The sequence below is a fragment of the Paenibacillus algorifonticola genome (assembly GCF_050481745.1).
Taxonomy (GTDB): domain Bacteria; phylum Bacillota; class Bacilli; order Paenibacillales; family Paenibacillaceae; genus Pristimantibacillus; species Pristimantibacillus algorifonticola_A.
Genome location: NZ_JBCNGR010000030.1, coordinates 97,801 through 123,577, shown reverse-complemented (window position 1 = coordinate 123,577; position 25,777 = coordinate 97,801). Strand labels below are relative to the sequence as shown.

The following is a 25,777-nucleotide window of genomic DNA, read 5'->3' as shown; positions in this document are numbered from 1 at the left end:
TATATTAGAGCTGCGGACGCAGCTTATGGAATTCGGTATTTTGCTCGAAGGCATGGGCCGCACGCAGAACCGTCGACTCGTCGAAGGCTTTGCCGATAATTTGCAATCCAATTGGCAAGCCATCCGCTTGGCCGCAAGGAATGCTGATCGCCGGAACGCCTGCAAGGCTGACCGGAATCGTACATATATCGTTCAAATACATCGTCAGCGGGTCGCCGACCTGCTCGCCAAGCTTGAACGCTGCTGTCGGGGCAGTTGGCCCGATGACAACATCGTATTTTTCAAATACTTGGTCAAAATCCTGTTTAATGAGCGTGCGCACTTTTTGCGCTTTCAAATAATACGCGTCATAATAGCCGGAGCTAAGCGCATACGTTCCCAGCATAATACGGCGCTTAACTTCAGGACCGAAGCCTTCACTGCGCGATTTGCGGTACAAATCAATCAGGTTCGCAGGGTTGTCTGCACGGACGCCGTAACGAACGCCGTCGAAACGAGCCAGGTTGGATGAAGCTTCAGAAGACGCAAGCAAATAATAGGCCGCAATGGCATATTCGGTATGCGGCAGCGAAACCTCTTCCCATGTTGCGCCAAGGCTCTCATACACTTTCAGTGCATTCAAAACCGCTTCCTTAACCTTTGGATCAACGCCTTCTCCCAAATATTCCTTCGGCACTGCAATACGCAAACCTTTGACATCTCCGGTCAAGGCAGATGTATAGTCAGGAATGCTTACGTTAGCGGAAGTAGAGTCTTTTGCATCATAGCCAGCAATGGCTTGCAGCACAAATGCGGAATCCTCAACATTTTTCGTCAAAGGACCGATCTGGTCAAGCGATGAAGCGAAAGCGACTAGGCCAAAACGGGAAACAAGACCATACGTTGGCTTAAGACCGACAATGCCGCAATAAGCTGCTGGCTGACGGATCGAACCGCCCGTATCGGAGCCAAGCGAGAAATAGACTTGGCCTGCCGCAACGGAAGCTGCGGAAGCACCGCTTGAGCCGCCCGGCACATATTCCGTATTCCATGGATTGCGAGTCGGATAATAGCTGGAATTTTCATTGGAGCCGCCCATCGCGAACTCATCCATGTTCAGCTTGCCGATCGTGACGGATTGCGCAGATTTCAGCTTGCTGACAACCGTTCCATCATAAATCGGATTGTAGTTGTCTAGAAACTGGCTGGCACATGTTGTGCGCAAGCCTTCGGTAACGATATTATCTTTAATTCCAGCAGGAAGGCCGAACAGCAAGCCGCGTTCAGCTCCTGCTTGAAGCTGCTTGTCCAGCTCCGCTGCATGCTGGCGGGCTCCCTCTTCATTAAGCGTAAGGAACGCTTGAATGGAAGCTTCTGTTGCTTTAATACGAGCAAAGGATTCATCAACCAGTTCAGTGACGGAAAGCTCCTTTTGGCTCAGCTTGTTATGTACATCCTGAAGACGCAAATCAAACAGTGACAAAACATATTCCTCCCTTCAATATAAAAGCGCAGCAAGCAATTATGGCTATCGCGCTAGATCTTGCGGACTATTCCAATACAGCTGGCACTTTAATTTGGCCATCTTCTTCATCAGGTGCATTGAGCAGCACCTTCTCGATCGGCAGCGATTCATGCGTTACATCCTCGCGCGTCACATTCGTAATCGGCAGCACATGGCTGGTCGGCTCGACGTTATCCGTATCAAGCGAGTTCAGCTTTTCTGCATATTTTAAAATCGCATTAAGCTGCTCGGTGAATTTATCCTTCTCCTCGTCAGACAGCTCAAGGCGAGCCAAATTCGCAACATGCTCGACATCCTTAATCGTAATGCTCATGAATGTTCCTCCCCCTTCTTAAGCCTGCAATCATTCTTTCTATTATAGCCTAGAATCACATTTTGACAAAGTACACAAACGAGGGCTTGCGCGCTTCTGTTCTGCAATGCCCAATAACAGCAGATGACCCTCCCGCACCTGGCGGAAGGGTCATCTCGCAGAAGCTTATTAGATCCACGCTTTCAAATTTACCTGCCTGATAAAATCCTTCTGGCTTTGGCCTTCAGCCGCAGGTGGCTCCGCTTCCGGAGCAGACTCCTCGCCTCTCATTATACGATTAAACAGCTCTTCATTATGAGTAGCCAGCGCAAAGTCGATTAGCGATTCGCGTTCGATGCGATCAACCTCTTCTTGGAGCAAAACTTCCTCCAGCTCCACATCCTCATCCGGCAGCAAAAAATTGCGATTAGCGGCCGGAACGCGCACCACGTAATCAAATACGTTGTCGGCATTGCGGTCGTAAGCAATTATATAACCATATTCCCCCACGGGAAGATTTTGCTCAAAATGATCAGATATTATAATTACCTTTACTCCTAAACTAAGCATCGTCTTCACTCCTGTCTATCGGACGCTAACCTATAACTATTATCCTACTAAAAAATAGTAGCGGTGTCCAATAGGGATTGAAAGTGTCCCTTTGCCAGCTGCGAGCCAACAAAAGCAGCGAGTGAAGAAGCGTCACTCATTATGATTCAAATTATGGTGTTTGCCCTTGTCTGGATAATCCGTAGAAAAAAAATTCCACGAGCTGCTCCAGGCTCAGCATGTTTCCACCTACTTGATCCGAGGCTTCCCAATGCCGACTGAGCTCATTTTTAAACATTGTAAAATAAAGCATCATCATCTCTTCGCTAATATCAGAATGAATATAGCCCTCCTGCTTGCCCATCGCAACAAATTGCTTAAAAAAAGGCACGACCTTCCGCTCATTATACTGGTCCATTAAATTTATGAATTCAGCTTGCCCAGAAAATGCCGCCTGATGGGAATCTTCGGATAGCAGCTTTAAATTTTTGGCCTCGCATAACATTATTTCTTTCGTCTTCTCAAGGAAAGGAACTTCTGAACCCAAAATTCGCTCATATTGTTCCAGCTGCTTATTCATCCAGTCCATAAGCATATCGAAATAGAGCTGCTCTTTGGTTTTAAAATAATTATAAATGGTAGCTGGCGATACTTTCGCCTTATCTGCAATTTCATTCACGCTAACCTTCTGGAAGCCATAACTAAAAAAAAGTTGGAACGCTGCGCTGTATATTTGCTCAAGTTTTTGCTGTTTCCTTCGTTCGAAGCCGTTCATCTTCTCCACCTCATTATTTAGTTTAGTGGAAGTTTTAGAGTAAATCAACAATACGAGTATAAATCTATTGAAGATTGTTCTTTTCACAGTTATAATAATTTTATAGCAATTTAATTTAAATACTACATAATTAGGAGGAGCGACATTGAGACCATTAAAAATCCCTTCATTTCTGCATGATGTATTGGGTGAGAAACAGAGCTTAATCGCGATTTTAAGCATTTTGCTGTTCGGAGGTTTGTTGACTGCTGCGTTATATGTAAGTTTTCCTGAGCTTACAGCAGGCTTGCCATTTTGGCGCAGTGTTTTGGCTTTATTGTTGGTTTTCGATATTTTTTCAGGCTGTCTTGCTAATTTCACCGCTTCAACAAGCAATTTTTATGCAAGTCGGAAAATCAATCGAGCTGTATTTATTGCCATCCATGTTCATATTGTGGCAGTTTCGCTGTTGCTGGACACGGCAGTCGTTTATGCTGTCAGCGTTTGGCTCTACACAATCTTAGGCGCATTCATAGTAAATGCTCTAATTGGCAAGCATACACAGCTGTTCGTTGCAGGCCTGCTTTTATCTATAGGGATGGGCGTTATGCCTATGCTGCCAAACTTAGAATCCTATATGCTCATTATTTTTTTGCTATTCATGCTGAAGGTGCTGTTTAGCTTCGCTGTCGACCATTATGGCAAAGCCTTACAGCATTCGGATAGCAAATCATGAGTCATTCCTACCATGCTGTCAGACTTGCCAAGTCAGATAAGGAATCCTTCCTTTCTGTCATGGGCAGCGCCTTTGCAGAAGACCCATTATTTATCTATATGTTTGGTGATCCAAAGCTCGATAATCGAGCAAATAAAAGCATACAGGCCTTCTTGTCTTTTATATTTGATAAAAGCTTCCTTCTAAATGAAGAAATATGGGGTATATACAAAAAAGAAAGCTTGCTTGGCGCATACGTCATTGAGACGCCGCACAAAAGCAAGCTTCAACAAATAAATGGCGGATTACTGCTGTTAGGAAGGCTGCTTCCTTTATTAACACGTATATCCCATAAATCGCTGGGTCAGCTTAATGCCTATATGCGAGTCACCCGCACCGCTGCACCAGCCCTGCCGCATCACTACCTTATTATGATTGGTGTAAAACCCGATGCTCAAGGTTCAGGAATTGGGAAAGCTCTGCTGCTCCATGCATTAGAAACAGCGCTCGCGGACGATAATTCGCATGGCGTAGCTTTGGACACAGAAAACGTCGATAATGTAAATTTATATCGCCGGTTTGCCTTTACATTAAGCCAGGAATTACAAATCGGTCATTTGCCTGTCTATTGCATGTTTTATCAAAAAGGACAGCGAACCTGAGCGGACATATTAAGCCAGAATCATTGCCATGATAGACTTATTTGCCACCACATTATTGCCGTTTTCCCCTGCTGAACCAGTTCCATACGGGCTCTACATCGTTATGGTCAAGAACAGCGACACTGTAATCACTCGCATTTCCCATCGTGTGCACGCCCAAAGATACTAAACCTTTTCGCTGCTGCCCCCAGCTGCGCTTCACCTTCATTGCGACAATTTGCGGTCGGCGTACCAGGTAGGTGATTCTTGCCAAATTACGCCGGCGCAGTGTTAATTGGCCATTTTCCAGTCTTACTCCAGCAGCTTTATGGCAGGCCCGTCTCCATAAGTAAACAATCGGGATAAGCATCAGCGACCACAGGCCGGCTGTACCCCAGAATCCGAATGCCGCGCCGCAGAGGAGAAGAGCGACCGCAAGCTCGATGCGCATATAATAAAGCAAGGCCCGCTTAGGGGCGTGTGCGTTTATCTCCATTAGCTTCATCTGGGGCACAAAATGGCTAATCACATGCTCCAGCTCCCTTACTGGCACAAAAGGATGCAGCATGAGCTGTTCGTTTTTGTCAGACGAGACAACTTGAAGCTTAATTTGGGCATACCCTACCATTTGCCGGAAGATACCCTCCTCAATGAGGACGGATTGTACTTTGTTCGGATCAAATAGATAAGCTTTTTTGTCCAGCATACCGTATGATACCGATATTCGCTTACCTTCGCGATGAACGGCGAATCCGCTGTATTTAATAATGTACAAAATGATTGATAGCGCCCAAGCCGCTGCCAATGCGCAAATTGCGGCGACCGCAATGCCGATGATGACATAGCCGGGCACCAAGCTTTTCGATTCCGCATACAGCATTTCAAATATTCTCATAGGAGCAAATTTCTCCAGAAAATCATCAGCAAAAGAATAAATACCCGCAATAAAAGCGAGCGCAAGACCTAAATTCATAGAAGTGGCTGCTGCCAGCAGCAACTGTCCGTTTGTCAGGCGAAAATACGCGCTGTGGCTCAAGGCGCCTAACTCGCTATTGGCTGAAACGCCATGGGCACCTTCTATCGTAACTGTGCTAGCTCCATGCTTCGAGGTGTCGACGTCTTTATTCAGCCTTATTATGCGATTGCTATCGTCTGCCTGATGATCGGCCCTTTCTACCGTTTCGTGCTGACGGGACAGCAGTTGCCGGCGAAGCTGCTCTGCATCGCGTACAGTGAGCGCTGGCAATATGCCATCTGCTTTTTTTCCTCCACCCGGCGTTTCAATTTTGAGCTCCGCAACACCAAGAATCCTCTGCAAGAACGGCTGCTCCACATTGACCGAGTGTATGCGTGCATAATAAATGGTCTTCTCATCCTTGAAGAATACGCCTTTTCGAATGACAATGCGGTCTGCCTCTGGTGTGTAGGTGAAGGCCCGCCATTCTAGAAAGCCAAACAACAAAGCGAGGACAATCAATCCCACGGCTCCTGCATACCAATACCACTCCAGCCCAAGAAATCCCGATTTTCTAAGCAGCGTAATAATAATAAGCGGCAATAGTCCTTTAACAAACTGGAACAACGTAAAAATAACAAATACTTTGTGCAATCTTCGCGGATTATTCATGCTGATCATCCACTTTCGCAAGCTGTCCGATTTTTCGTTTCAACTCTTCGGCTTTCTCCAATTTGAGCCCTTTAATGCGATGAATCGTGGCCGCCGTTACAACTGCTACGCTCGCCAGCTTAAACTTTCGCATAAGCGGTCCGCTTTCAAGCTCTACATGCTGGACACGAACCATGGGAACGAGCACATTTTTAATAATGATTAGCCCGTATTGCAGCTCAAGCTCTTCCGCAAACAGTTCGTATTGGAATCGACGGTAGCGAAGGCTTGGCACTACCCAAGTATCCAACACGCTATAAACCGTAACGACCCCAAGTCCGATCCATAACGGAATAAGCGTCCACTCTTTCGATAGAGCCAATACCCCATAGCCGAATACGATTATATAACCAATTGCCGCTGCAATAGCTGCCTCAATCCGGATTAATTTGACGTAATCCTTATCGACCCTCTGCGTTAAAGCCCTATTCATTTCTAGTCCCCCTATGGCAATACAATTAGCTGCTCTTTCGTTCGTGTAAGCTGGCGAGGAGCTCCATCTGTAATGACATAGCTGTTCTCTACTCCAACAACTCCCTGGCCGGGAAAAGTAAATTTCGGCTCAACTGCAAGCACCATTCCGGGAGCGAGCGGCAGATCGAAGCCGCGGGCCAGCACAGGCCATTCATCTATCTCAAGGCCAATGCCATGTCCAAGAAACTTTGCTTGATCAAGGCCATAACCCATATAATGCGCAGAAAGCCCCGCAGCGGCCGCTTGATCAAGCGAAGCGATATAAAGCCCTGAGCATGGCGTCCCGGGAACCATCCCTTTTTCCGCTGCGCGCATCATTTCCTCCGACGTTCGGTAAGCATGAGCAAGCTGCTCTGAAAGCTCTCCAATAACCGCAGTACGCGTCTGATCAATAATGTAGCCGTCAATACAGCAGCCTACATCAATGAGTATCGGCTCATTGCGTCCGATGACTTTGCGGCTGACGCTTTGCGGAGAAGTAGCCCCTAAACCAAGCCCGCCTGCCGGCCCGTCAAAATAAGTAGGTACCGCTGCAGCAGCTCCTGACGTCACCATCCCTGTCGCTACCTCCTGATTGTAGCCGCGCATGCGCATCAAGCCGATATGCCCGCGGAGCCGGAGTTCGTATTCCACCGTGGCTATCCAGTCCAGCTCTGCAATGCCCTCTTTCAACACATTCAAAGCTTCGCCTAACGCCTCATCTACAGCTTGCGCTGCTGCTTCAATTCGCTTGATTTCCCAAGGTGATTTAATCATCCTCTGTCCTCTAATAAGGGCAGAACCATCCACTAGTTCGCCTGTACCAGCCGCTTGCAGCAGTTGGTTAAGCTTTAAATAGGTTTGCGCTGGAAGCACATCAAGATCCACAGCCACAGTAGTAGAAGCGCCCGCCTTAAACAATTGCGGAAACCGCTCCGCAAGCGTTTGTCCGAATTGGCGGAATGAGCCTAATGGCTCTACAGCAAACAGCGTTTCCAGTCTTGCACGCTCCAGGCTGCGTTTGACGAAAAATACGGGCGCGCCTTCGGCTGGAACAAAAGCGTAACCATTTTGCATCGAGCCTGTGTAATAATACAAATCTATATTTTGCGTGAGCAGCATGCCGTCAATGGCCTTCTTGCCCATATCCAGCTGAAGCTTTCTTATGCGCTCCTGGACCAAGTCATCCGGTATGTCTCTCGTTATCGTCTTATCCATCGTTGTGCTCAACTCCCTAAATCATTTATCCCTCCCCTTCATTAGAACAATTTTACAAATGGCAGTCAACTGCAAGGCAACTGCCGCAAGCATTTTTATGAACAACATCTCCCTTTATATGGTTAAAAATCAAAAGTCAGCTCGGACACGCTTTTAATCGTCCATTCAATTGGCTCAAGCACTGTGAACACCCTTGGGTTCACAACCTTAATGATCATGACAACACCTGGTCGGCGCAGTGTAGCTTCATAGCTGTATTGCGAATTTACGTATTGATAAGGAAAAGTATGCTCACCGTTAATGACCTCGAAAACTACAACTTTAACCGGCTCGTTCAGGAAGGAGCTGCCGAGCGGCTTCCCTGCTGCATCAAGCTGCAGGTTGCCTTGCAAATAAAGGCTTGCTGCCGCTTCGGCTGCCACTGGATCTATGCGGACTACACCGTCTCCTAGTGCAGTTTTATCAACCTGCTGGGCAGCCGCATGAACGGCACGGTTTAACGCATGTTTGCCCTGGAAGAGTGTCTTCATCGCAATTTCCTCATCTGTCTGCATAACGTGCAGCATGAGCCAAATTGTCATCATCAGTACAATGATTGTCAGCTTATACATAGAATAACTCCCTGTCACCTGCGCACTCTGTAGTCTATTAGCACATCCTAATAAAGCTGTATTGCAATTTTTCAGGGTACATATTCGCTCATTTTGATGCCTGCAGCGCGAAGCCTGCCATTTTCATGAGGCGGCTCCACGCCAATTAAGCGATCCAATTGAAACAGCCCCTCATAAGGATAGCTAAGCAGAACGATCAATCCTGTTCCTCGCAGCAAGGGCATAGCCGAATTGGTTGCCTGCTCGCCATTATCGGCCGCTACCTCAAAAATCAGCGCTTCCGGCTTCATTCCGAACTTCGCCAGCCGCTGCCGCGACTGCTCAAGCATCTCTGAACTGATGTAGCCATACTTGCCGCTCGCCCCGATTTCAAGTAAATAATCGACCTCCTGCTGCAGTACTGCTTGTCTTACAATCAGCACATGTTTATAAATAGGCGAGAACATTAGCCAGCATAAAATCGTTGCGAACAGCACGAATACTAAAATGCTCTTCATGGGCTCATCGTCCTTATATAGCTGCTTGTGGCATCACCGGAGCGTTCGAGCTGTTTTTTCATTCCTTGTTCCCCTTCTGCAACTCCAGAGTAGATCATAACAATCGTCACAAGCAGCAAAATGGCTGCCAGCAGACTCCTCATCGCCGTTCCCCTCTCCTTGCTGCTAACGCTGTCCATAAACCTTACTGCAGCAGCTTGCTGATTTTTTCATTGGCAGCGTCTCCTTGCGATTGGATTTGGCTGCTGGTGCCAGTCGTGTCCTTAGCAATAATGCCGTTGAAAAGCAAAATAACGACAACTAGCAGCATGACGGTCATTAAAATATTGCGCATTGCGAATTCACCCCCTTATTATACGGGCGTTTCGTCGTCCTCAGCCCAATGATGCAAACAGCTTCTGCCCCTCCATCACCCATGGATATATAAAAACTTGAAATGTATATAAAATAGGAACTCCCGCGAGCATAAAGAGCAAATACGATGTTGTCTCCTTGCGGCTGTCTTTGGCAAGCTCCAGCTTCTCTTTATACTCCTGAATACGGTCACGCAAAAGCGTATAATACTCCTCGCTGTCATCGATGCGAAGCGAATCAATGGTCTCTACAAAGCTCATGCCATCATCTGTTCCCATACTGAGCTTGAATTGGCGCAATGCCTGTTCAGCATCGTGATACCATTCTCCGAGCAGCCGCTCCAAATCGCCGCGAAGCGTTCTCGTATACGGGATGCAGCGTGTCAGCTTCGTATGTATATGCAGTGATGAATCAGCCAAATAAAGCAATTGATTGCTCATTACATAAATTTCCTTAGTCATGCGCTGCGATCGAAGTCTGCGCAGCATGCGCATCCATGGCAAATCCCACAGCAGCATAATCCAGCAAAAAACGAGCAATGCGGTTAAATAGGCCATAATGCTGCCCTGACCCTGACCCGCACTTACAGGTACACAGATGGAAATGCCTATTAGCCATATAATGAGCAGCAATTTGCGAGCAGCTACGTACCAACCGGGGTCTGCTTCCACTCCGCATCCGGCGAGCAGCATTTCCCGGTCGACATATGACTGTTGTTCCCTTGAGAGCTTAAGCTTGCTAAGCCATCCATCCGGTATTTTTCTTGAACGCCATTTGATTCCGGTGAGATGCAGCCAGCGCGGCTTCTTCTGCGGCAGCAGCCTAAGTATTGCGGTCACTGCAGTAAATCCGAAAATAAACTGGGCCGCAATTGCTCCAATATGCACACCGATTTCGACCCAATGATGCATCGCTGCCTTGCCTCCTTTCCTGCTTGCACATACGTAATGCACAGCCGCTTACATTTTTTTTCGAGATAGCCATAGTCCCATTAAAAAGGAGCCAAAAATGAGCAGCAGCGCATTTAAAAGCATATCTCTGCCCTTCGCGTCCAGAACGTAATAGTAGTAGGCATTCTGCTCGTTATAATGCATATTGATGCCAATAAATAAAGCCAAAAACAACACCGGCGTAAAATTGGCAATGCGGATTTCCAGCAGCCGATTACGCTCCTGCTCATTCGCGCGGCGCGCTTTGCGCATATCCGTCAGCAAATCTTTGAGGCCGTCTGCCATCGGCATGCCTTCTGCAAGCGCAACGCGCAAAATATTAGCGAAGTAATCCGCCCATGTATGCCCAAGCGATGCAGCAAAAATCCGCAGACTCGCTTCATCATCACCACGAATAGACAAATTGCGATATAATTGCTCAAAAACGGCTTTCATCGGGCCGAGCAGCCTTCTTTCATCAACCGTTCGCTGCAGCGCTGCCCTCACTTGTACCCCGCCTGTTACTAAATAACACTGATAAAACAGCTCGATGGCGGGTAAAAATTCGACCTGTGTCTGCATTTGACGCTGGACGAGCAGCGCCCGCAGCACCGTATACGGCAAAATCCCCAATACAACCCCGAACAGCAAGGTGCCTTTTATCGTCTGAAAAAACAATCCGCCCGCCGCCAGCCCAATCAGCAGCAGCAGTCCCGACAAACATAAAAATGCCAATGGCTGAAGCTTGATATGGAGCGCCTCTAATAAATCAGCTAGCGGACGATAGAGCTTGTCCATCCGCTGCAGTCGCTGCTCCAGAAGGTGGCGGAAGCGCCCTCGCTGCCGATAGACTAGTCTTGCTAACCGCTCATGCCGCTCCAGCCACATAAGTAGCAATGCAGCGACCATAATAAACAGGAACAAAAATAGCAGTGCACCGCCTCCAAGCACATACAGCCTAGTCAAAAAACAAAACCTCCCCTCGCCAGCTTCTTCATAGCTCGCTGTGAAGGCCGCTGTGGGTATTGCCACTGCTCCAGCGCTTCATCATAAACGGCCCAATCCCGTACTTTCACCTCGTTGTCCGCCCAGCCTATTTCAGCAAGTCGCGATACGACGCGCCGTCCTTTGATGTTGCGCATTTCAATTCCAATCTCCACCACATATTCGGCTATCCGTTTCGTTAGTCGTTCCGGGTTCATGCCGCGCCCATCCAGCATGCACATATCGGTGATCGTCTCGGGCACATCTTCCAGCGCATTCGCATGCACAGTTGTCATACTGCCGGAATGCCCTCTAGTGCAGGCTCTCACATAAATATTCGCATCGCTGTCCCGAATCTCCGCATGCACGATGCGCTGAGGAGATTGCCTAAGGGCCAATTTGAACGCACGGCTGGCCTGGTGCTGGGGATCGTCCTCGATCGCTTCGTATTCGACGATGTTTTTTTCCGGAAAATCCCTTCCAAGCATCATTTCGAAGCGCCCTTCAATGGTAATGATCCGCTCCTCATCAGGCAGGCACGCAATTAGCGCCTTCATGAAATGGGTTTTGCCGGAATTCGTCGGCCCAATTATAATAAGATTGAATCTTGCATGCAGCACAGCGTGCAGCATGGCAAGCATTGCATGACTTATCGTTCCGTATTTTGGCTCGCAGAGTACAGGCAGACCAAAGCTTTTAACTGTAAAAAAGCGAATCGTCAGCGTCGGCTTCGAGGTGAAGCCGAATCCTGTCATCGTGACGCGCGAGCCGTCGCTCAGCATCACCTCCGCCCAGCGCTTGCGCGGGGTAAACCGATCATTGTTATACAGCACCAGGTTACTCTGAATGCGCTCAACATCGCGAACGCTTGCAAATTGATGCTGCGACATAACAGCCTCGCCACTGCGAACCTCAAAAATTTGCGTACCTACGACCTGCACCTCCTCCAGCCCCTCCTTATGCTGCAAAACGAGTTCAAGCACATTCAGCCCAATAACCTCGGCGAATAAGGCCTCAGCAAGCGTTTGATAGGGATGATGATAACCATCTTGATTATGAATGCGCATTCGCCGCAGACGATCATTAATGACCGCATAAATCTGCTCCCGCTCTGGCATAAACCCAAGTACTGCACGGTTCAGCGTCTCATTGTACTGTCTGCGCTCCTCATCATTCAGTCCACGCGGCGCTGCCAAAAAAGCTTTCATCTCATCAGCAAGCCTGTCAAAATCCGCTTCACGTGACGGATCTGGCAGGTCCACGTCTCCGGCCTCTCCTTCCTTGCTTCCAGTCGCCCCCACTCTCAGCTGGGCTGAATAATCAAAAGGAGAAAATCGGCTGTCCCCCGCCTTCAAGAGCGTGCCTCATTGCGATGCGAGAGCAGCTTGCGATACCAAGGCTGCAGCTTAAAAGCAGGGGCTAAAGTCCGAATGCCATATTGCTCCATTAGCTGCTGCGCTGGTTTTTTCATTGCTGTCCTGCCCACCTGATCTTCCCCCAGCCATTGACCAAGCTTGCCGCTGTCCAAATGGATAAATGTATCCTTCGTCATTTGCATTTCACCTAGCTTCACCGTACCCATTTCCTTGCAAATATCTTTCATTCGATAGCCTCCTCTGCCCCATGGGGGCTCTATAATAACGGTATTGTATTGAGCAGCTGTCAGGCCGAATAACGGAGAAATTTGTGTAATCCAGCGTCTTCCATCCTCCTGAAAATGGGAAAGCGCGCCCGTCGTGACTACAATTCGCGTACTCGCCAGCCGTAATGCACAAACGGTAGCTGCATTATCCCAATAAGCGCTGACATCCATAAAAAGCACCTCAAAGGTTTGCCCTGCAATATGGATCAAATGCTCTGCCTCCTCAGGGGTAAAAAATTCGGCCTGATCACGCACAACATTGCCGAACAGCACTCGCAAATTCCCTCTTCCTTCAACCACATGCATAGCACTCTTCAATCTTCCCGTTGTCAGCGAGCCTGATTGCAGCTCAGGCCGCAGCTTGTCGAGCGTGCTTTGCGGCTCCTTGATGCCGAGGTAGCGATGGAGCTTCGCGCTCTTAAGATGCAGACATAAATAGCCGATATGCAGGCCGCTGGCTTCGGCCATTCGGTACGCCGCCGCAAAAGCCGCTGTCGTAGTCCCAATATTAGGCGTCGTTCCCACAAAGGCAATGAGCGGTATTCGCTGCTTCATCAAGGCTGCTCCTCCTTCATTTCATCCGCAACATTAAGCGATTCAGGGCTGAAAGCAACGACAAGCTTATGGCTCCCATCCTTGCAATAGCCATCGATTGCAAGCCATTGCCTCTCGGTCAGATTGAGGTTTATGTAATCGATCATCCCATTGGCCTCACGTCGCGAGGCGTACATCTTTTCCTTATCCCCATCCGCTAAGGAGAGCAGATTCGGATCGTCCATATTATCGATTTCGACATTGCCTGAGGATTTGACTGACGCTACTGTAATTGCCTGATCAAACAGGCGCCCGGTACCTTCTCCTTCACCGGATAAATACACCAGCACCTTATCCCCGGCGCGAATGCCGTTAGAGATGGACCGTACATAATCGCGCGGAATTTGGAAGGTCGATTCGCCGCTGCCTGGCAGCAGGTGAAAACGGTCGATCTTCCAACTGAGAATCGGTTCCTGCTTGCCGAGCGGTACAATTGTCTCCATTCCGGCAGCAGTCGCAGCATCCAGCAGCATCCCATTGTCGTAAGCGGCTTTCGGTACATACCGGTAGGCGAGATCCCCTGCCGTCAAAGTTGCGCCAGCCATAATAAAACGCTTGGGCACGACGACAGCCACCATTTCTTGACGCTGCAATTGCAGCTGCTGAATCTGGAACAGGCCGTAAACAAGCGCACCCGACAACAGCGCAGCCAGCACACTGATCCAAATATTCCTTTTCCTATTCATTCCTTCTCCCTTCCGAGCCATTAGCAGACAACAAAAAAAGAACGCAGCAGCAGCCTGTAAAAGGCTTAACTACTAGCGTTCTTCGCTAAAGATTGCTCATATGTAATTGGTTTGTTTCTTGATTAACCACATAATAGCAAAGGAAACATTTCTTGTCCATCTTTTTTTAAAAATAAATTTACCAACGCGGTTCATGCACAAATGCACTCTCCTACAGCATCAACGATGCTATAAAAAAGCGCATTTACACAAAATTTAGCCCGATAAGAAGAAATGGTAAAACGGCCGTCGCCATCCTTTGGTGGCAAAGCTACCGTTTTGAGAGTGAAATATAAGCCCATTATAAGGGTGAAACTTATAAACGCTTATATTTTTAAAAATCAATCAAGCCCACACTAATCAGCAGCGCATCATCGACCTTACGCATCGTTTCATCGTCCAAATGCGTAATTTTGTCGGTCAGCCGCTGTTTGTCGATCGTTCGAATCTGCTCAAGCAGAACGACGGAATCCCGGTCAAAGCCATGTGCAGCCGCGTTCATTTCTACATGTGTAGGGAGCTTAGCCTTCTGAATCTGCGCGGTAATGGCCGCCACAATGACGGTCGGACTAAACCGGTTGCCGATATCATTCTGAATGACAAGAACAGGCCGCACTCCTCCCTGCTCCGATCCGACGACAGGTGACAGATCAGCAAAGAACACGTCTCCACGTTTTACGATCAAGCTCTACACCCCGCTTACAAGACGGCCGAGCGTGTGATCAGCCTCTACCTCCGCTTGAAAAGCTTCCGAGGCCATGTTCAAGTTGATTTTTGCCATCTCCAGATACCCACGCTGCATGGACTCGCGGATTTGCCGTTTCTTTCTTTCCACAAGGTACAGCTTCATAGCCTGCCTTATAAATTCACTGCGGTTAGAGTTCTCCTTAGCTACGATACCGTCAACCTCCTCCAGTAAATGATCCGGCAAGCTAATCATGATCCTCTTGGTGTTCTGCACATTGGCCACCGAACAAGCACCTCCAAAACTTTTCCACAACCTTTAATACACATTATTGCAATAATAAGGCCCCTCTATACTTCAACATATCTATGTCAGCGATATATCAAATATGCTGTACGAACATGACGTACTTTAGCGTCTTTAAACCCGACCTAGCATTAATTCGAGACAAATGGTGAAATCCCTCTTTTTTTGCGTAAAAATGGCATTTGAAATTTTCCCCGCACACTTATGCTGTCAAATTAAAGGATTTACGACGGATAGCGCCTTTCCCTCCTTAAAATAGACACGCGGTACACGAGCAGCCAGCATGCAGGTGACCTCATAATTAATCGTATCGAGCTGCTTCGCAACCTCTTCTGCAGAAATCCGGGCATTGCCCTGCTCGCCAATGAGTACAACCTCTTCGCCTTGTTCTACGACTCCGCCAGCTTCCGTCGCCGCCTCATCAAGCGCAATCATGCACTGATCCATACAAATCGTCCCGCGGACAGGAACCTTTACACCACGAACGAGTGCTTGCGCTTTGCCCGTCAGCATCCGGCTAAAACCGTCGGCATAGCCAATTGGGAGCGTTCCAATCCGCTCCTCGCCCTGCGTCACATAACGTGAACCGTAGCTGATGCCCCAGCCAGAAGGTGCATTTTTCACCATGACAATCTCTGTCTTAAGCGACAATACTGGCTCCAACAGCAGCTTATCATGGCGCACCTCATCTGAAGGATAAAGACCATACATACTGATGCCAAGCCGCAGCATATTGCCTGCAAGCTCTGGCGTATCCACGCCTGCAGCGCTATTCGCCGCATGAATGATCGGAATCGGCAGCTTCTGCTGCAACACATAACGAACGACTTCCTGAAAACGCTCATGCTGCAAAATCGTATAGCTTTTGTCATGCTCATCTGCACGGGAGTAATGGGTAAATAACCCTTCGACTTCGAGCTGGGGAACGGAAAGCGCCTTTTCAATAAAAGGGATAGCCGCATCCGCTCCAATCAGCCCAAGCCGTCCCATGCCAGAATCTACCTTAATATGAACCTTTAGCTTATGGTTAATATGATCCTCATCCGGAGCTGGCAGCTTGGATGCTGCCTCTAATACATCCTCACGAAACAAGGCTATCGTTATATCATGTTTTCTTGCAAGCCACAGCGCATCTGCCGCAACATAGCCGAGCACCAATATAGGGATGGAAATGCCTGCCCGTCTCAGCTCCAATGCCTCATCCAGAAAAGCGACCCCTAAATAATCTACTCCGCTGCTTGCAGCTTCCCGTGCAATTTCCACCGCTCCATGGCCATAAGCATTGGCTTTCACAGAAGCCATCAGGCGTACGCCTTCGCCCATATGCGCTCGAAACACGCTCAAATTGCGACGCAGCGCATCCAAAGAAATTTCTACCCGTGTTGGGCGATAATACCCCTCCAAGTCGTTCACCTTCTCCTTATCCGGCAGCCTCATACATTAAGGCCAGTAAACATCAATAGTAATAATGTTATACGTTGCCGTCAGGACTGTCAATGAAATGACTGCCGGATTTGATTAGCACGTCTTGGAAATTCACGGTTCTTCCTATTTATCGACACCCGATTGCACGGATTGGGCAATTTTAATCATTTCGGTTTCTGGCAGCGTGGCGCTTGCCAGCCTGAACTGATCGCCTTCATAAGTCCAGCTGAGCGTTTGCTGCTCGGTTCCCGAGGTGAGCTCTCCCCACGTAAAGCCAAGATCCACCAAGATGCCCGGTACGAGCGAAGCTGCTTGATCGTGCGGCTGAGTCTGAATGAGCGAGAAGTCGTAAACACCTGTATAGCGAGTCAACTGCCCAGGATTCCCAGCGAACTCCACATCACTGCTGTCTTTCCAAACGACACCATCTGGCAAATAAGTCGGAGCCATTGTCAGGAACACGCCATCATCCGGCAGCGCGCTTGTCTCATTGGCTTCCTCATTTGCATTCGAGCTGTCGTCTGTATTTTGCTCTGTACTCGCATTTTGATCGGTGCCGTTGTTTTGCTCCGAATTGCCATCTGTATTGGCATTGCCGGAGATGCCTGTACTGCTGTCCACATCGTTCTGCCCGCCTGCATTATTGTCCGAGCCAGATGCCTGATTATTGTCCATGCCATTGATATTGGCATTATCCTCCGGCATAGCCGAAGTCGCTTGGTCGCCTGTGCCGCTGCTCGATGGGGTCGACTTCATATTAGCCTCTGTTTCGAAAACACTTTTATCAAATTTAGAGCCGAATTCAAACGTATTGAACTGCACCTCGACCATAAGCGCAGCATTGGCATCGCTGACCTCGACATGGACTGGCTTGTAGCTCGACTTGTCTAGCCAAATCTTTTGCCGCGCCAATGAACCATTATTGTAATTCGCCATGACGTCGAAGACGTAGGCACTTTCTTCAGAAGCAAATTGGCGCGAGTTATCAAGCAGAATGCTCTGCACCAGTGTCTGGTACAAATAAACCTGGCCTTGATTTTGCGGCCAGTCGCTTTGGAAACGGAACACTTTATTGAGTCGCGGCGTCAGGACGAAAACACCATCGTCATTGCGCAATACAATTTGGGTAATGTCTTTTTCTTCATTAGTTAGCTTAATGCGGTAATATTGCGGCTTCTGGTAGGATACTTCAACCTTGTAGGTAAGCGGCTGTTGTCCCGTATGCAGTGTCATTGTCCCGCTTCCTTGATAGCTCTCAAGCCCATTTACTACCTTGTCCAGATCCTTCACCACGGACTCGGCATCCTTCGTCCCGCAGGCAGCCAATACGAGTGAAAAACATAATATCATTGCCGCGGCCCATGTCATGCGACGCATTAAAATCATCCCCTCTTCACAATGTTTTGCCATCTGATTCATGTGTATGAGGGAACTTGGACATTTATGCGGACTGGCAATGGCTTGGCTCTTTTTTATTCGCAAACAGGACTGCTTAGTTGTACAGAAACCGGGCTCAACCAAGGAAATCCCGAACTCTCTGGAAAAAGCCGCTTCAGTGTTGCGTTTGTGCAACAAAGAAACGGCTTCTGTACGGACGCTGCGCTATTTTCCTCCTGTGAATGTAACCCCTTTGACAAAGAAACGATTGAACAACACATAAATCAGCAGGGCTGGTATCGTAAAGACCATGGAGGCCGCCATAATATAGTTCCAATTGCTAATATATTGACCCTTGAAAGTGTTCAAGCCTAGTGTCAGCGGGAACATGTTTGCATCGGAAATAAACATGAGCGGTTTCAGAAACTCATTCCAGGCTCCCATAAATACGAAGATCGTCTGTGCCGCAAGTGCCGGCATTGCAAGCGGAAGAGCAATGCGGAAAAAGGTTCCGAAGCGGTTTAAGCCATCGATTTGCGAGGCTTCCTCCAATTCCTTCGGAAAGCTGACGAAAAACTGCCTCATCATAAAGATGAAGGTGGCATTCGCCATCATCGGCAGCGTCAGTGAAGCATACGTATTGAGCAAATCCAGGTTTTTCATTATTAAATAGGAAGGGACAATCGTTAATTGCCCTGGAATCATCTGTACGGCCAGAATAAGAACGAACATGATCTTATTGCCATAAAAATCAATCCGTGCCAGCGCATAACCAGCCATTGAATTGAACAAGATGTTGCAGCTTGTCGCTATGATAGCTACGATTGCACTGTTCAGCATCCACCGTCCAAAGAGCGGCTCTTTGACAAAAATATCGTAGTAATTTTGCACGGTGAACGTTTTCGGAATAAAGTTAACACTGCCTGAGACGATCTCTGCCAGCGTCTTGAACGAGGAAGAGATCGCCCACAGGAACGGAATCAATGTGATGCACGCATACAAGATCAAGACGGCGTACAGCAGCATATTCGCGATTTTGAATGAACGGGTCTGCATGATGATACACCCTCCTCAGTTTGTATCTTCCGTAAATAATTTGCGTTGAATGAGCGTAATAAGGAGGATAACTGCTGCCAGCATAACCGCAAGCGCCGAAGCATAGCCGAAATCCAAGTTTTTGAACGCATATTGATAAATCAGCAGCGCCACTGTTAACGTCGAGTTATTAGGCCCACCAGAGCCGGCCGAAAATATATAGGACTGGTCGAAGAGCTGGAATGTTCCGATAATGCCCATGACGACAGTGAAAAAGGTCGCGGGCTTCAGCTGGGGCAGCGTAATCGACCAGAACTGTCTCAGCTTGCCTGCTCCATCCAGACTCGCAGATTCGTACAGTGCATCTGGAATGTCCTGCAAAGCGGCTAGAAACACGACCATAAAGAATGGTGCTGTTGACCAAATGTTCATCATCATAATCGCCTTGAGGGCAACAGCCGGATCACCCAGCCAGTTATAGCCATGGAGGCCCGCGAACTCCAATACTTTGTTCAGCAAGCCATTCGTATTAAAAATCCACATAAATATAAGCGTAAGAACGGCGGATGAGGTGACCGTTGGAACAAAATAAATGGTGCGGAACAAATTTTTAAATTTAATCTTCGCATTTAGGACGACCGCCAGCGCAATAGCTAGAACCGTCTGAAGCGGAACTACGAACAAAACGAATGAGGCCGTATTTTTCAAAGCGATCAGTGCACGCTCATCAAGAATGACTCGTGAAAAATTGTCGAAGCCTATCCACCTGTAGCTGACTTCCCCTAGCAGGGTGACTTTGTTGACAGATAAATACATCGAATAAAATACAGGTAAAAATAAAAATGTGCCCAATACGAGCAATACCGGGAGCAGAAACAAATAGCCAGTCAGCGTGTTCCGAAGCTTCCGCTTTAAGACCGTGCGATCGTTCATCTGACGCGCCTTCCTTTCTAAAGAAAAAAGCAAAAGGGGGAATTTGTCTCCCCCGTGCTCCTCTTTTCCTATTTTGCAGCCTCAATTTCTTTATTAGCGGTATCCTGCGCTTTTTTCAATGCATCAGCAAGCGGTGTCTTGCCAGAATAAGCATCAATGAATTGATTGTTGAAGTTGTTCATAATCGTCGGAAGCGTCTCTTTGTCTACCCAAGGTGTTGCGTAGGAGGCACCTGCCACGATAGCACCGCGAATAGGATCCTTGTCATAGCCTAGCTCTGAAGCTACCGATTTGCGTGTAGGGAGGGCGAATCCTTTGCTCGTCCAAGTTTTCATGCCTTCCTTGCCAGTCAAATAAGACAGCAGCTTCCATGCTGCTTCTTTTTGCCTCGAATCTTTGTTCATCACATAAGCTACCGGGAATGCCATCGTGCCTTGCTTGCCGTTTACAGTCGGCAATTGTGCAGTACCGTACTTCAGCTCCTTATAGTTGCTCTCAAGGAAGGGCACTGCCCAGTTGCCCTCGAATACGATCGACGCTTTTCCTTGACCAAACATTTCACCCGTCCAGCCCGCGCCAACTTCTTTCGGCTCGCCGGAGGATTTATCTACATTATGCATATCCACAACGAGCTGCAAACCTTTGAGTGCATCCTCAGATGCAAAGGTAGCATTGCCGTTATCGTCGGACATTGCTCCTCCGAACGCTTTCAACATATACATTTGACGAGCGAGTTCAGGTGCAGCCCCGAAACCGTATCGCACGATTTTGCCATTCTCGGTTTTTGTCAGCTTCTTGGCAGCTGCGAGCAGTTCTTCCCACGTTTTCGGCGGGCTTGTGATGCCGGCATCTGCGAAATCTTTTTGGTTATAGAACATGGCGAGCGTGGAAAAGTCTTTAGGGAAACCGTATGTCTTGTTATCCTGCTGGAATGCGCTGAGCAGCGGCTGCTCAAAATCCGCTACGTCAAAGTCCGCCGTCACATAACTGTCGAGCGGCTCAAGCACCCCACTCTTGATGATGCCCGGAGCTTCCGAAGCATCCATATAGAATACATCAGGGCCATTGCCACCAATTAAGCGGGTTTTAATAACATCCATGTATTGATCGGCAATAATTTCGTATTTCACCTTGATGCCCGGATTGCTCGCTTCAAATTCATTCAGCGTTTGCTGGAGCAGCTCTTTCTCATCCGCACTGGACGTCCAGCCAGCCAAGGTCAACGTCACTGGCTCTCCTTCTGTTCCTGGCGAAGCGCCTGCTCCCGTATTCGTTCCAGCATTTGAGTTGTTGCCTCCACATGCTGCAAGCAGATTAGTTGAGATAATTAGTACAGATAACAGCGAAATCCATTTCTTTTTCATCCTAAAAACCCTCCCTATTATTAACGTTATGGAATCGGAAAGCTGCTTCCTGCTTGCCTTTAAGCATACGCAAACGGTTACGCTTTCCGGTGCTGCCTCGCTTATACGATCTCCAACTTGTACCCTGTATCGTTCGCCAGCACTGTGACCTCTGGCACTCCTGACTGACCGGTGACAATGCGCAGCCCAAGATATCCCTCGCCGACGTATAGACGGTCGACCTTCAGCTCATTCATCCCTGGCAGAAAATTCGGCTGCAGCGTAATTTTGCGCTCCAGCGCATCCGGGACGATGCCCAGCATCGCCTGTACGAATGTGAGCGAGGTGCCCGCAGCCCATGCCTGAGGCGAACAAGCGACCGGATATTGGACGGGATAGCCCAGTGAATCTTCATAGCCGCAAAATAATTCAGGGAGACGCGCATACTCGAATTGCTCTGATGCCCGCAGCAAGCCGTTCATGACAGCAATCGCCTCGTTTGAAAAACCGCTTTGACTTAAGCCAATAACGCTCATCGCATTATCATGAGGCCAAACGCTTCCGTCATGATAGCTCATCGGATTATAGCCTGCGGCTCCCGTGCTCATCGTCCGAATGCCGTATCCGCTAAACATGTCTGCTGCTACCAGCCTTCGGGCTACTGCCTCGGCACGTTCCGGTGAAGAGATGCCGCTCATCAGAATATGTCCAACGTTGGACGTAACGGAATGCACCTGCCGTTTTGTCCCATCCAGCGCGATGGCATAGAACTGCTCATCCTCCATCCAGAAATGCTCCTCAAAGCGTTCCTGCAGTAGTAGGGCCTCACGCTCCAGAGCATCTGCACGAGCACTGTCCCCAATGTGGCGGAACAGCGGAGCCAGACGTTTTTTCGCCTGGTACACATAGCCTTGCACCTCTACCAGAGCAATCGGAGCAAGCGCATATTCACCGTCTGCGTGAACAATAGAATCCGACGAATCCTTCCAGCCCTGGTTAGCGATTCCTTTCGCCGATTTCTGTACGTACTCGACAAAACCGTCTCCATCCGCGTCACCGTAACGGTCGATCCACTGCAGCGCCGCATCGATATTAGGAAGCAGCTGTTTAATCAGCTTTGTATCAGCCGTCCAATGAAAATATTCTGCTGCCAGCAGCAGAAAGAGTGGAGTTGCATCAATCGTGCCATAATAAGGCGTGAAAGGTACCTGATTCGTCCCTGCAAGCTCGCCATACCTGATTTCATGCATAATTTTCCCCGGCTGCTCATCCCGCCATTCATCTTCCTTCGTTCCTTGATAGAAGGCCATCGTAAGCAGCGTTCCCCTAGCGATCGACGGATTAAGTGACAGCATCTGGAGAGCGGCAATTAGACTATCACGTCCAAACGGCACCGCGAATAAAGGAAGACCCGCAACTGGGAACGGACCATGGCCGACATCCGTCATTAAAACTCGCAAATCCTGAACGCTGCGATCGAACAGCCGATTAAATGCTGGAAGATCACTGCTAATGGAAGTGCAGCTGCCATCCCACTCCTCATAAGAGTCGCGCAGCTTCTGTATCGCTTCTTCAGCTTCATAGCGCTTCGGAGCCTGGCCATCGATAACCGGCATGACCGTAAAAGTGATTTCCGTAGACATGCCATGCGACAGTTCCACATCAAAATGAATTTTTCCAGCCTCATCCACTGTGCTAGCTGAACCATGCCAATTAATTCTCGTCTCCCTTGTCACATGATCTGCGCCCTTGTAAGAGATAATTCGCTTGCCGGGATAAGTAACATCGCCAATCTTGCTGCCAATATCGCCATATTGGAACCCGCGAACGATAAACATGTCCGTAAAATCAGCATCTAGCCATACGGAAAAATCAAACCTAATCGGCTTAGGAAAATAACTCGTTATCCGAAACGTTTCGTATAGCGAACCTTCGTAAATAAAGCGTTTTCTTATAATTTCGACCGATTCACGCCATAATATTAGCTGCCCATCCTTCTCCATATGAGGGTTCGTCAGACGAATCTCTGCAATATAGTTCTCATCTGCGGAGGACGATAGCAGCACGGGCTTTTGCCCATTAATATCGATCTCGAAACGGCTTAAAAACCGCGTATCTGAAGTATATAAGCCATTTCCGCTCTCTGGAGAAATGTCTCCATTCTTATCGGTAATCAAAAATAATTGGTTCTCCTTTATAACACGATAATCCAATAGTAACCCTCATTTCTCTTGATGTAGAACAAGCTAAATTCCCAATCCGAAACGCTTCGGAAACAAAACAAAAAAAATAACTAGCTTATTATTTCGATAGTTCCATCATTCCCAAAACGTTTCGGATCGTTTATAATTGCATTATAGAGCACGATGTAAGCATTTACAACCCCTATTATAAAATAATATGGATGCCCACTTCTCCTATTATTTATTTATATGCTTGGAAGGAGTCTATTGACGCAGATGGTAACCATTAAAGATATTGCCAAAGCCGCAGGCGTTTCTGTCACGACAGTATCACGAGCCTTGAACGGCTATGACGACGTAAATGAAACGACGCGCAAAAAAATAAAAGCGATTGCCGAACAACTGGGCTACAGTCCAAATATGGCGGCACGCTCGCTCGTATCCAAAAAAACGAAAACGTTCGGTCTGCTCCTCTCTAACGTAACAAGGGCCAGTTCCAAAGACAATATCGCATTTGAGGTTTTATGCGGAATGAATGACCGCGCTGGAGAACTCGACTATGATCTCGTCTTGTTCAGCACAACGCCGCAGAAGCAGAAAATGAAATCGTATAAGACGCTCTGCCAAGAACGTGGAGTCGACGGCGTCATCATAATGGGCATTCGGCTGGATGATCCTTACCTCAAAGAAATAGTGTCATCGGATATTCCATGCATTCTGATTGATATTCCACTACAAGGACCTAACGTGGGCTACATCACCGCCGATAATGTACATGGCGCTTACACGGCAGTCAGCCACTTGCTTGATAACGGCCACCGCCATATTGGCATGATTAACGGACACAATCAAGCAGATGTCAGCATTCATCGCTTACAAGGCTATAAAGAAGCGCTGGAGAACTGTCATATCACCTATAACGACGCTTATGTGCTTGATGGCTCCTTCTCTGATATTGGCGGCAAGGAAGCCGCTTATCGCTTGCTGTCCCTTCATCCTGAAATAACGGCTATATTCTGTGCCAGCGATCTCATGGCGCTTGGAGCCATTCAAGCTGTTAGAGGGCTTGGCCGTAGTGTGCCAGGTGATATCTCCATTGTCGGCTTCGACAATATTGATATTACCGCTTACCATTCTCCCGCTATTACGACGGTAAATCAGCATAAATATGAGCTTGGCTATCAAGCCGCCCAATTGCTTGTCGATTTGCTGGAAGGACGCAATGTGAGCCACCATATTGTTATGAACACGGAGCTTGTAAAACGCGAGAGCGTGCGAAGATTAACTTAGATCAGGTACCGCTTTCTCTGACAGCCTGCCTTCCCCCGACATTTGTCGCGTTGATGCCCGCCTAAAGGCTAGTATGCTGAACGGACTGCGGTCCGTTACGCAACCTCGCGGAGCGCATTACAATAAGGACATAGACGAACACGGGAAAGGATGAACGTTATGAAAAAATTATTTCGATCAACGACGGACAGCAAGCTAACTGGTCTCTGTGGAGGAATTGGCCACTGGCTCGGCATTGATCCTACTATAATAAGATTGCTTGTTGTTATTGCATCACTTTTCAGCTGCGGTGCAGTCATCCTTGCCTACTTCATTGCGACGTTGGTGGTTCCAAAGGCTCCACATGGCGATTTCAGATTTTCTGATAACTACTAAAAATTAATTTTGAGGAGAGATGATAGAATGGGAATTTTACAACGTGTATTTAGTATGACGAAGGCAGCGGCCAATGAAATGTTAGATAAAATGGAAAACCCGGTGACGATGCTTAACCAGTATTTACGGGATCTGGACGAGGACATTGCAAACACTGAACGAGAGAGCTTGCATCAGCAGGCGCAAGAGCGTGCTTTTCTGGCAAAGCTTTCGGAGCTGCAGCAACAAGCCGACTACTATGAAAGCAAAGCAGAGCAAGCGGTCGCAGGTGAACGCGAGGAAGAAGCACGTGCTGCACTTGAAGCAAAACTGGCTTATGCCGATCAACGCGAAGAAACCTCAAAACTGGCTCAGCTAGCCAAGCAGAGCGCGTTTGAGCTCGGTCTGCGTCTGGAATCGCTCAAGGAAGAGAAAATTCGGCTGCATGAAAAACGCAAAGAGCTCGTGCTGCGCATGAAAAAAACAGACGGAGCCACTGGCTATTCATCAGCGGATTACTTGCACGGAAGCTTCGCTTCCCGAGGTTTTGACCGTATTGAGCAGAAGCTGATGGAACGGGAAGCACAGCAGGAGTTGTCTAAATCCCCCTACGGTGTGGGTCGTGACACGGCAGGAAATACCCAGCAAAATGAGCAGCAAAGCGCAAGAGTAGAGGAAGAGCTGCAGCGGTTATTGCAGAAAAAATCCGTCAGCTAAG

At 48.2% G+C, this 25,777-nt stretch carries 29 protein-coding genes; 5 read left to right on the top strand and 24 right to left on the bottom strand.

Features of this window, described 5'->3' with window-relative positions; genetic code table 11:
- Positions 1 to 4: 4 nt before the first annotated feature.
- The 4 genes from gatA to ABEW34_RS22480 form a co-directional block, all read right to left on the bottom strand.
- On the bottom strand, positions 5 to 1,462 hold the full coding sequence (gene gatA / locus ABEW34_RS22495; protein ID WP_430161555.1) for an Asp-tRNA(Asn)/Glu-tRNA(Gln) amidotransferase subunit GatA: 1,458 nt from the start codon (positions 1,460 to 1,462) through the stop codon (positions 5 to 7).
- Positions 1,463 to 1,529: 67 nt separating this feature from the next.
- Positions 1,530 to 1,817, bottom strand: coding sequence for an Asp-tRNA(Asn)/Glu-tRNA(Gln) amidotransferase subunit GatC (gene gatC, locus ABEW34_RS22490; RefSeq protein WP_430161553.1), 288 nt, complete (start codon positions 1,815 to 1,817; stop codon positions 1,530 to 1,532).
- A gap of 168 nt (positions 1,818 to 1,985) precedes the next feature.
- On the bottom strand, positions 1,986 to 2,366 hold the full coding sequence (locus ABEW34_RS22485) for an ATPase (RefSeq protein ID WP_430161551.1): 381 nt from the start codon (positions 2,364 to 2,366) through the stop codon (positions 1,986 to 1,988).
- A 151-nt stretch (positions 2,367 to 2,517) separates the two neighbouring features.
- Positions 2,518 to 3,120: a TetR/AcrR family transcriptional regulator gene (locus ABEW34_RS22480; protein ID WP_430161549.1), complete on the bottom strand. Its 603-nt coding sequence runs from the start codon at positions 3,118 to 3,120 to the stop codon at positions 2,518 to 2,520.
- A gap of 145 nt (positions 3,121 to 3,265) precedes the next feature.
- On the opposite strand from ABEW34_RS22480, the gene ABEW34_RS22475 reads away from it, so the two are divergent.
- Together ABEW34_RS22475 and ABEW34_RS22470 are read left to right on the top strand one after the other, a co-directional pair.
- Positions 3,266 to 3,835: a hypothetical protein gene (locus tag ABEW34_RS22475; protein ID WP_430161547.1), complete on the top strand. Its 570-nt coding sequence runs from the start codon at positions 3,266 to 3,268 to the stop codon at positions 3,833 to 3,835.
- Positions 3,832 to 4,476, top strand: a complete 645-nt coding sequence (locus tag ABEW34_RS22470) for a GNAT family N-acetyltransferase (protein ID WP_430161545.1) — start codon at positions 3,832 to 3,834, stop codon at positions 4,474 to 4,476. Before ABEW34_RS22475 ends, ABEW34_RS22470 begins: the two co-directional genes overlap by 4 nt.
- 52 nt (positions 4,477 to 4,528) lie before the next feature.
- On the opposite strand, the gene ABEW34_RS22465 is transcribed toward ABEW34_RS22470, so the two are convergent.
- The 20 genes from ABEW34_RS22465 to ABEW34_RS22370 form a co-directional block, all read right to left on the bottom strand.
- Positions 4,529 to 6,082 carry a PH domain-containing protein gene (locus tag ABEW34_RS22465; RefSeq protein WP_430161543.1) on the bottom strand — a complete coding sequence of 518 codons (1,554 nt, stop codon included), beginning with the start codon at positions 6,080 to 6,082 and terminating at the stop codon, positions 4,529 to 4,531.
- Complete coding sequence (locus ABEW34_RS22460) at positions 6,075 to 6,554, bottom strand: PH domain-containing protein (RefSeq protein ID WP_430161541.1); 480 nt, start codon at positions 6,552 to 6,554, stop codon at positions 6,075 to 6,077. The genes ABEW34_RS22465 and ABEW34_RS22460 overlap by 8 nt, the downstream gene beginning before the upstream one ends.
- Before the next feature lie 11 nt (positions 6,555 to 6,565).
- Complete coding sequence (locus tag ABEW34_RS22455; protein WP_430161539.1) at positions 6,566 to 7,792, bottom strand: M24 family metallopeptidase; 1,227 nt, start codon at positions 7,790 to 7,792, stop codon at positions 6,566 to 6,568.
- 122 nt (positions 7,793 to 7,914) lie between these two features.
- Complete coding sequence (locus tag ABEW34_RS22450; RefSeq protein WP_430161537.1) at positions 7,915 to 8,403, bottom strand: hypothetical protein; 489 nt, start codon at positions 8,401 to 8,403, stop codon at positions 7,915 to 7,917.
- A gap of 71 nt (positions 8,404 to 8,474) precedes the next feature.
- Positions 8,475 to 8,900 carry a hypothetical protein gene (locus tag ABEW34_RS22445; protein WP_430161535.1) on the bottom strand — a complete coding sequence of 142 codons (426 nt, stop codon included), beginning with the start codon at positions 8,898 to 8,900 and terminating at the stop codon, positions 8,475 to 8,477.
- Positions 8,897 to 9,079 (bottom strand): hypothetical protein, encoded by a 183-nt coding sequence (locus tag ABEW34_RS22440; protein ID WP_430161533.1) that lies wholly within the window; start codon positions 9,077 to 9,079, stop codon positions 8,897 to 8,899. The genes ABEW34_RS22445 and ABEW34_RS22440 overlap by 4 nt, the downstream gene beginning before the upstream one ends.
- 5 nt (positions 9,080 to 9,084) lie before the next feature.
- Entirely contained in the window at positions 9,085 to 9,234 is a 150-nt protein-coding gene (locus ABEW34_RS22435; RefSeq protein WP_200931697.1) for a hypothetical protein, read from the bottom strand.
- A gap of 40 nt (positions 9,235 to 9,274) precedes the next feature.
- Positions 9,275 to 10,165, bottom strand: a complete 891-nt coding sequence (locus ABEW34_RS22430; RefSeq protein ID WP_430161531.1) for a hypothetical protein — start codon at positions 10,163 to 10,165, stop codon at positions 9,275 to 9,277.
- 48 nt (positions 10,166 to 10,213) lie between these two features.
- The gene (locus ABEW34_RS22425; RefSeq protein WP_430161529.1) at positions 10,214 to 11,149 is read right to left on the bottom strand and encodes a type II secretion system F family protein; all 936 of its coding nucleotides are present in this window, start codon (positions 11,147 to 11,149) and stop codon (positions 10,214 to 10,216) included.
- Positions 11,146 to 12,522 (bottom strand): ATPase, T2SS/T4P/T4SS family, encoded by a 1,377-nt coding sequence (locus tag ABEW34_RS22420; RefSeq protein WP_430161527.1) that lies wholly within the window; start codon positions 12,520 to 12,522, stop codon positions 11,146 to 11,148. The genes ABEW34_RS22425 and ABEW34_RS22420 overlap by 4 nt, the downstream gene beginning before the upstream one ends.
- The gene (locus tag ABEW34_RS22415) at positions 12,519 to 13,364 is read right to left on the bottom strand and encodes a hypothetical protein (RefSeq protein ID WP_430161525.1); all 846 of its coding nucleotides are present in this window, start codon (positions 13,362 to 13,364) and stop codon (positions 12,519 to 12,521) included. Before ABEW34_RS22415 ends, ABEW34_RS22420 begins: the two co-directional genes overlap by 4 nt.
- On the bottom strand, positions 13,364 to 14,089 hold the full coding sequence (locus ABEW34_RS22410; RefSeq protein ID WP_430161523.1) for a flagellar biosynthesis protein FlgA: 726 nt from the start codon (positions 14,087 to 14,089) through the stop codon (positions 13,364 to 13,366). Before ABEW34_RS22410 ends, ABEW34_RS22415 begins: the two co-directional genes overlap by 1 nt.
- 373 nt (positions 14,090 to 14,462) lie before the next feature.
- A complete protein-coding gene (locus ABEW34_RS22405) occupies positions 14,463 to 14,813 on the bottom strand; it encodes a type II toxin-antitoxin system PemK/MazF family toxin (protein ID WP_046233824.1) in 351 nt (116 codons plus the stop codon).
- Positions 14,814 to 14,816: 3 nt separating this feature from the next.
- Positions 14,817 to 15,098 (bottom strand): CopG family ribbon-helix-helix protein, encoded by a 282-nt coding sequence (locus ABEW34_RS22400; RefSeq protein ID WP_046233825.1) that lies wholly within the window; start codon positions 15,096 to 15,098, stop codon positions 14,817 to 14,819.
- 231 nt (positions 15,099 to 15,329) lie between these two features.
- Positions 15,330 to 16,523: an alanine racemase gene (gene alr / locus ABEW34_RS22395; RefSeq protein ID WP_430161578.1), complete on the bottom strand. Its 1,194-nt coding sequence runs from the start codon at positions 16,521 to 16,523 to the stop codon at positions 15,330 to 15,332.
- Between the two features lie 144 nt (positions 16,524 to 16,667).
- Positions 16,668 to 17,921 carry a DUF4367 domain-containing protein gene (locus ABEW34_RS22390; protein WP_430161521.1) on the bottom strand — a complete coding sequence of 418 codons (1,254 nt, stop codon included), beginning with the start codon at positions 17,919 to 17,921 and terminating at the stop codon, positions 16,668 to 16,670.
- 225 nt (positions 17,922 to 18,146) lie between these two features.
- Positions 18,147 to 18,977, bottom strand: a complete 831-nt coding sequence (locus tag ABEW34_RS22385) for a carbohydrate ABC transporter permease (RefSeq protein ID WP_430161519.1) — start codon at positions 18,975 to 18,977, stop codon at positions 18,147 to 18,149.
- 15 nt (positions 18,978 to 18,992) lie between these two features.
- The gene (locus ABEW34_RS22380) at positions 18,993 to 19,889 is read right to left on the bottom strand and encodes a carbohydrate ABC transporter permease (protein ID WP_430161517.1); all 897 of its coding nucleotides are present in this window, start codon (positions 19,887 to 19,889) and stop codon (positions 18,993 to 18,995) included.
- 68 nt (positions 19,890 to 19,957) lie between these two features.
- Positions 19,958 to 21,253, bottom strand: a complete 1,296-nt coding sequence (locus ABEW34_RS22375; RefSeq protein ID WP_430161515.1) for an ABC transporter substrate-binding protein — start codon at positions 21,251 to 21,253, stop codon at positions 19,958 to 19,960.
- 101 nt (positions 21,254 to 21,354) lie between these two features.
- A complete protein-coding gene (locus tag ABEW34_RS22370) occupies positions 21,355 to 23,445 on the bottom strand; it encodes an amylo-alpha-1,6-glucosidase (protein ID WP_430161513.1) in 2,091 nt (696 codons plus the stop codon).
- A 246-nt stretch (positions 23,446 to 23,691) separates the two neighbouring features.
- Here ABEW34_RS22370 and ABEW34_RS22365 point away from each other — a divergent pair, with 246 nt between their 5' ends.
- The 3 genes from ABEW34_RS22365 (at position 23,692) to ABEW34_RS22355 (ending at position 25,776) form a co-directional block, all read left to right on the top strand.
- The gene (locus ABEW34_RS22365) at positions 23,692 to 24,705 is read left to right on the top strand and encodes a LacI family DNA-binding transcriptional regulator (RefSeq protein WP_430161576.1); all 1,014 of its coding nucleotides are present in this window, start codon (positions 23,692 to 23,694) and stop codon (positions 24,703 to 24,705) included.
- 159 nt (positions 24,706 to 24,864) lie between these two features.
- Positions 24,865 to 25,080 (top strand): PspC domain-containing protein, encoded by a 216-nt coding sequence (locus tag ABEW34_RS22360; RefSeq protein WP_430161511.1) that lies wholly within the window; start codon positions 24,865 to 24,867, stop codon positions 25,078 to 25,080.
- 27 nt (positions 25,081 to 25,107) lie between these two features.
- Positions 25,108 to 25,776, top strand: a complete 669-nt coding sequence (locus ABEW34_RS22355; protein ID WP_430161509.1) for a PspA/IM30 family protein — start codon at positions 25,108 to 25,110, stop codon at positions 25,774 to 25,776.
- The last annotated feature ends 1 nt before the right edge of the window (position 25,777 follow it).

Excerpts from the sequence above, each read along its gene's own strand:
- ABEW34_RS22380 (WP_430161517.1), bottom strand. The coding sequence starts at position 19,889 with ATGAACGATCGCACGGTCTTAAAGCGGAAGCTTCGGAACACGCTGACT.
- ABEW34_RS22435 (WP_200931697.1), bottom strand. The coding sequence starts at position 9,234 with ATGCGCAATATTTTAATGACCGTCATGCTGCTAGTTGTCGTTATTTTG.
- ABEW34_RS22465 (WP_430161543.1), bottom strand. The coding sequence starts at position 6,082 with ATGAATAATCCGCGAAGATTGCACAAAGTATTTGTTATTTTTACGTTG.
- gatC (WP_430161553.1), bottom strand. The coding sequence starts at position 1,817 with ATGAGCATTACGATTAAGGATGTCGAGCATGTTGCGAATTTGGCTCGC.
- ABEW34_RS22415 (WP_430161525.1), bottom strand. The coding sequence starts at position 13,364 with ATGAAGCAGCGAATACCGCTCATTGCCTTTGTGGGAACGACGCCTAAT.
- ABEW34_RS22440 (WP_430161533.1), bottom strand. The coding sequence starts at position 9,079 with ATGGACAGCGTTAGCAGCAAGGAGAGGGGAACGGCGATGAGGAGTCTG.
- ABEW34_RS22470 (WP_430161545.1), top strand. The coding sequence starts at position 3,832 with ATGAGTCATTCCTACCATGCTGTCAGACTTGCCAAGTCAGATAAGGAA.
- ABEW34_RS22360 (WP_430161511.1), top strand. The coding sequence starts at position 24,865 with ATGAAAAAATTATTTCGATCAACGACGGACAGCAAGCTAACTGGTCTC.
- ABEW34_RS22450 (WP_430161537.1), bottom strand. The coding sequence starts at position 8,403 with ATGTATAAGCTGACAATCATTGTACTGATGATGACAATTTGGCTCATG.
- ABEW34_RS22455 (WP_430161539.1), bottom strand. The coding sequence starts at position 7,792 with ATGGATAAGACGATAACGAGAGACATACCGGATGACTTGGTCCAGGAG.
- ABEW34_RS22480 (WP_430161549.1), bottom strand. The coding sequence starts at position 3,120 with ATGAACGGCTTCGAACGAAGGAAACAGCAAAAACTTGAGCAAATATAC.
- ABEW34_RS22445 (WP_430161535.1), bottom strand. The coding sequence starts at position 8,900 with ATGAAGAGCATTTTAGTATTCGTGCTGTTCGCAACGATTTTATGCTGG.
- ABEW34_RS22390 (WP_430161521.1), bottom strand. The coding sequence starts at position 17,921 with ATGCGTCGCATGACATGGGCCGCGGCAATGATATTATGTTTTTCACTC.
- ABEW34_RS22460 (WP_430161541.1), bottom strand. The coding sequence starts at position 6,554 with ATGAATAGGGCTTTAACGCAGAGGGTCGATAAGGATTACGTCAAATTA.
- ABEW34_RS22355 (WP_430161509.1), top strand. The coding sequence starts at position 25,108 with ATGGGAATTTTACAACGTGTATTTAGTATGACGAAGGCAGCGGCCAAT.
- ABEW34_RS22485 (WP_430161551.1), bottom strand. The coding sequence starts at position 2,366 with ATGCTTAGTTTAGGAGTAAAGGTAATTATAATATCTGATCATTTTGAG.
- ABEW34_RS22410 (WP_430161523.1), bottom strand. The coding sequence starts at position 14,089 with ATGAATAGGAAAAGGAATATTTGGATCAGTGTGCTGGCTGCGCTGTTG.
- ABEW34_RS22430 (WP_430161531.1), bottom strand. The coding sequence starts at position 10,165 with ATGCATCATTGGGTCGAAATCGGTGTGCATATTGGAGCAATTGCGGCC.
- ABEW34_RS22375 (WP_430161515.1), bottom strand. The coding sequence starts at position 21,253 with ATGAAAAAGAAATGGATTTCGCTGTTATCTGTACTAATTATCTCAACT.
- ABEW34_RS22385 (WP_430161519.1), bottom strand. The coding sequence starts at position 18,977 with ATGCAGACCCGTTCATTCAAAATCGCGAATATGCTGCTGTACGCCGTC.
- ABEW34_RS22365 (WP_430161576.1), top strand. The coding sequence starts at position 23,692 with ATGGTAACCATTAAAGATATTGCCAAAGCCGCAGGCGTTTCTGTCACG.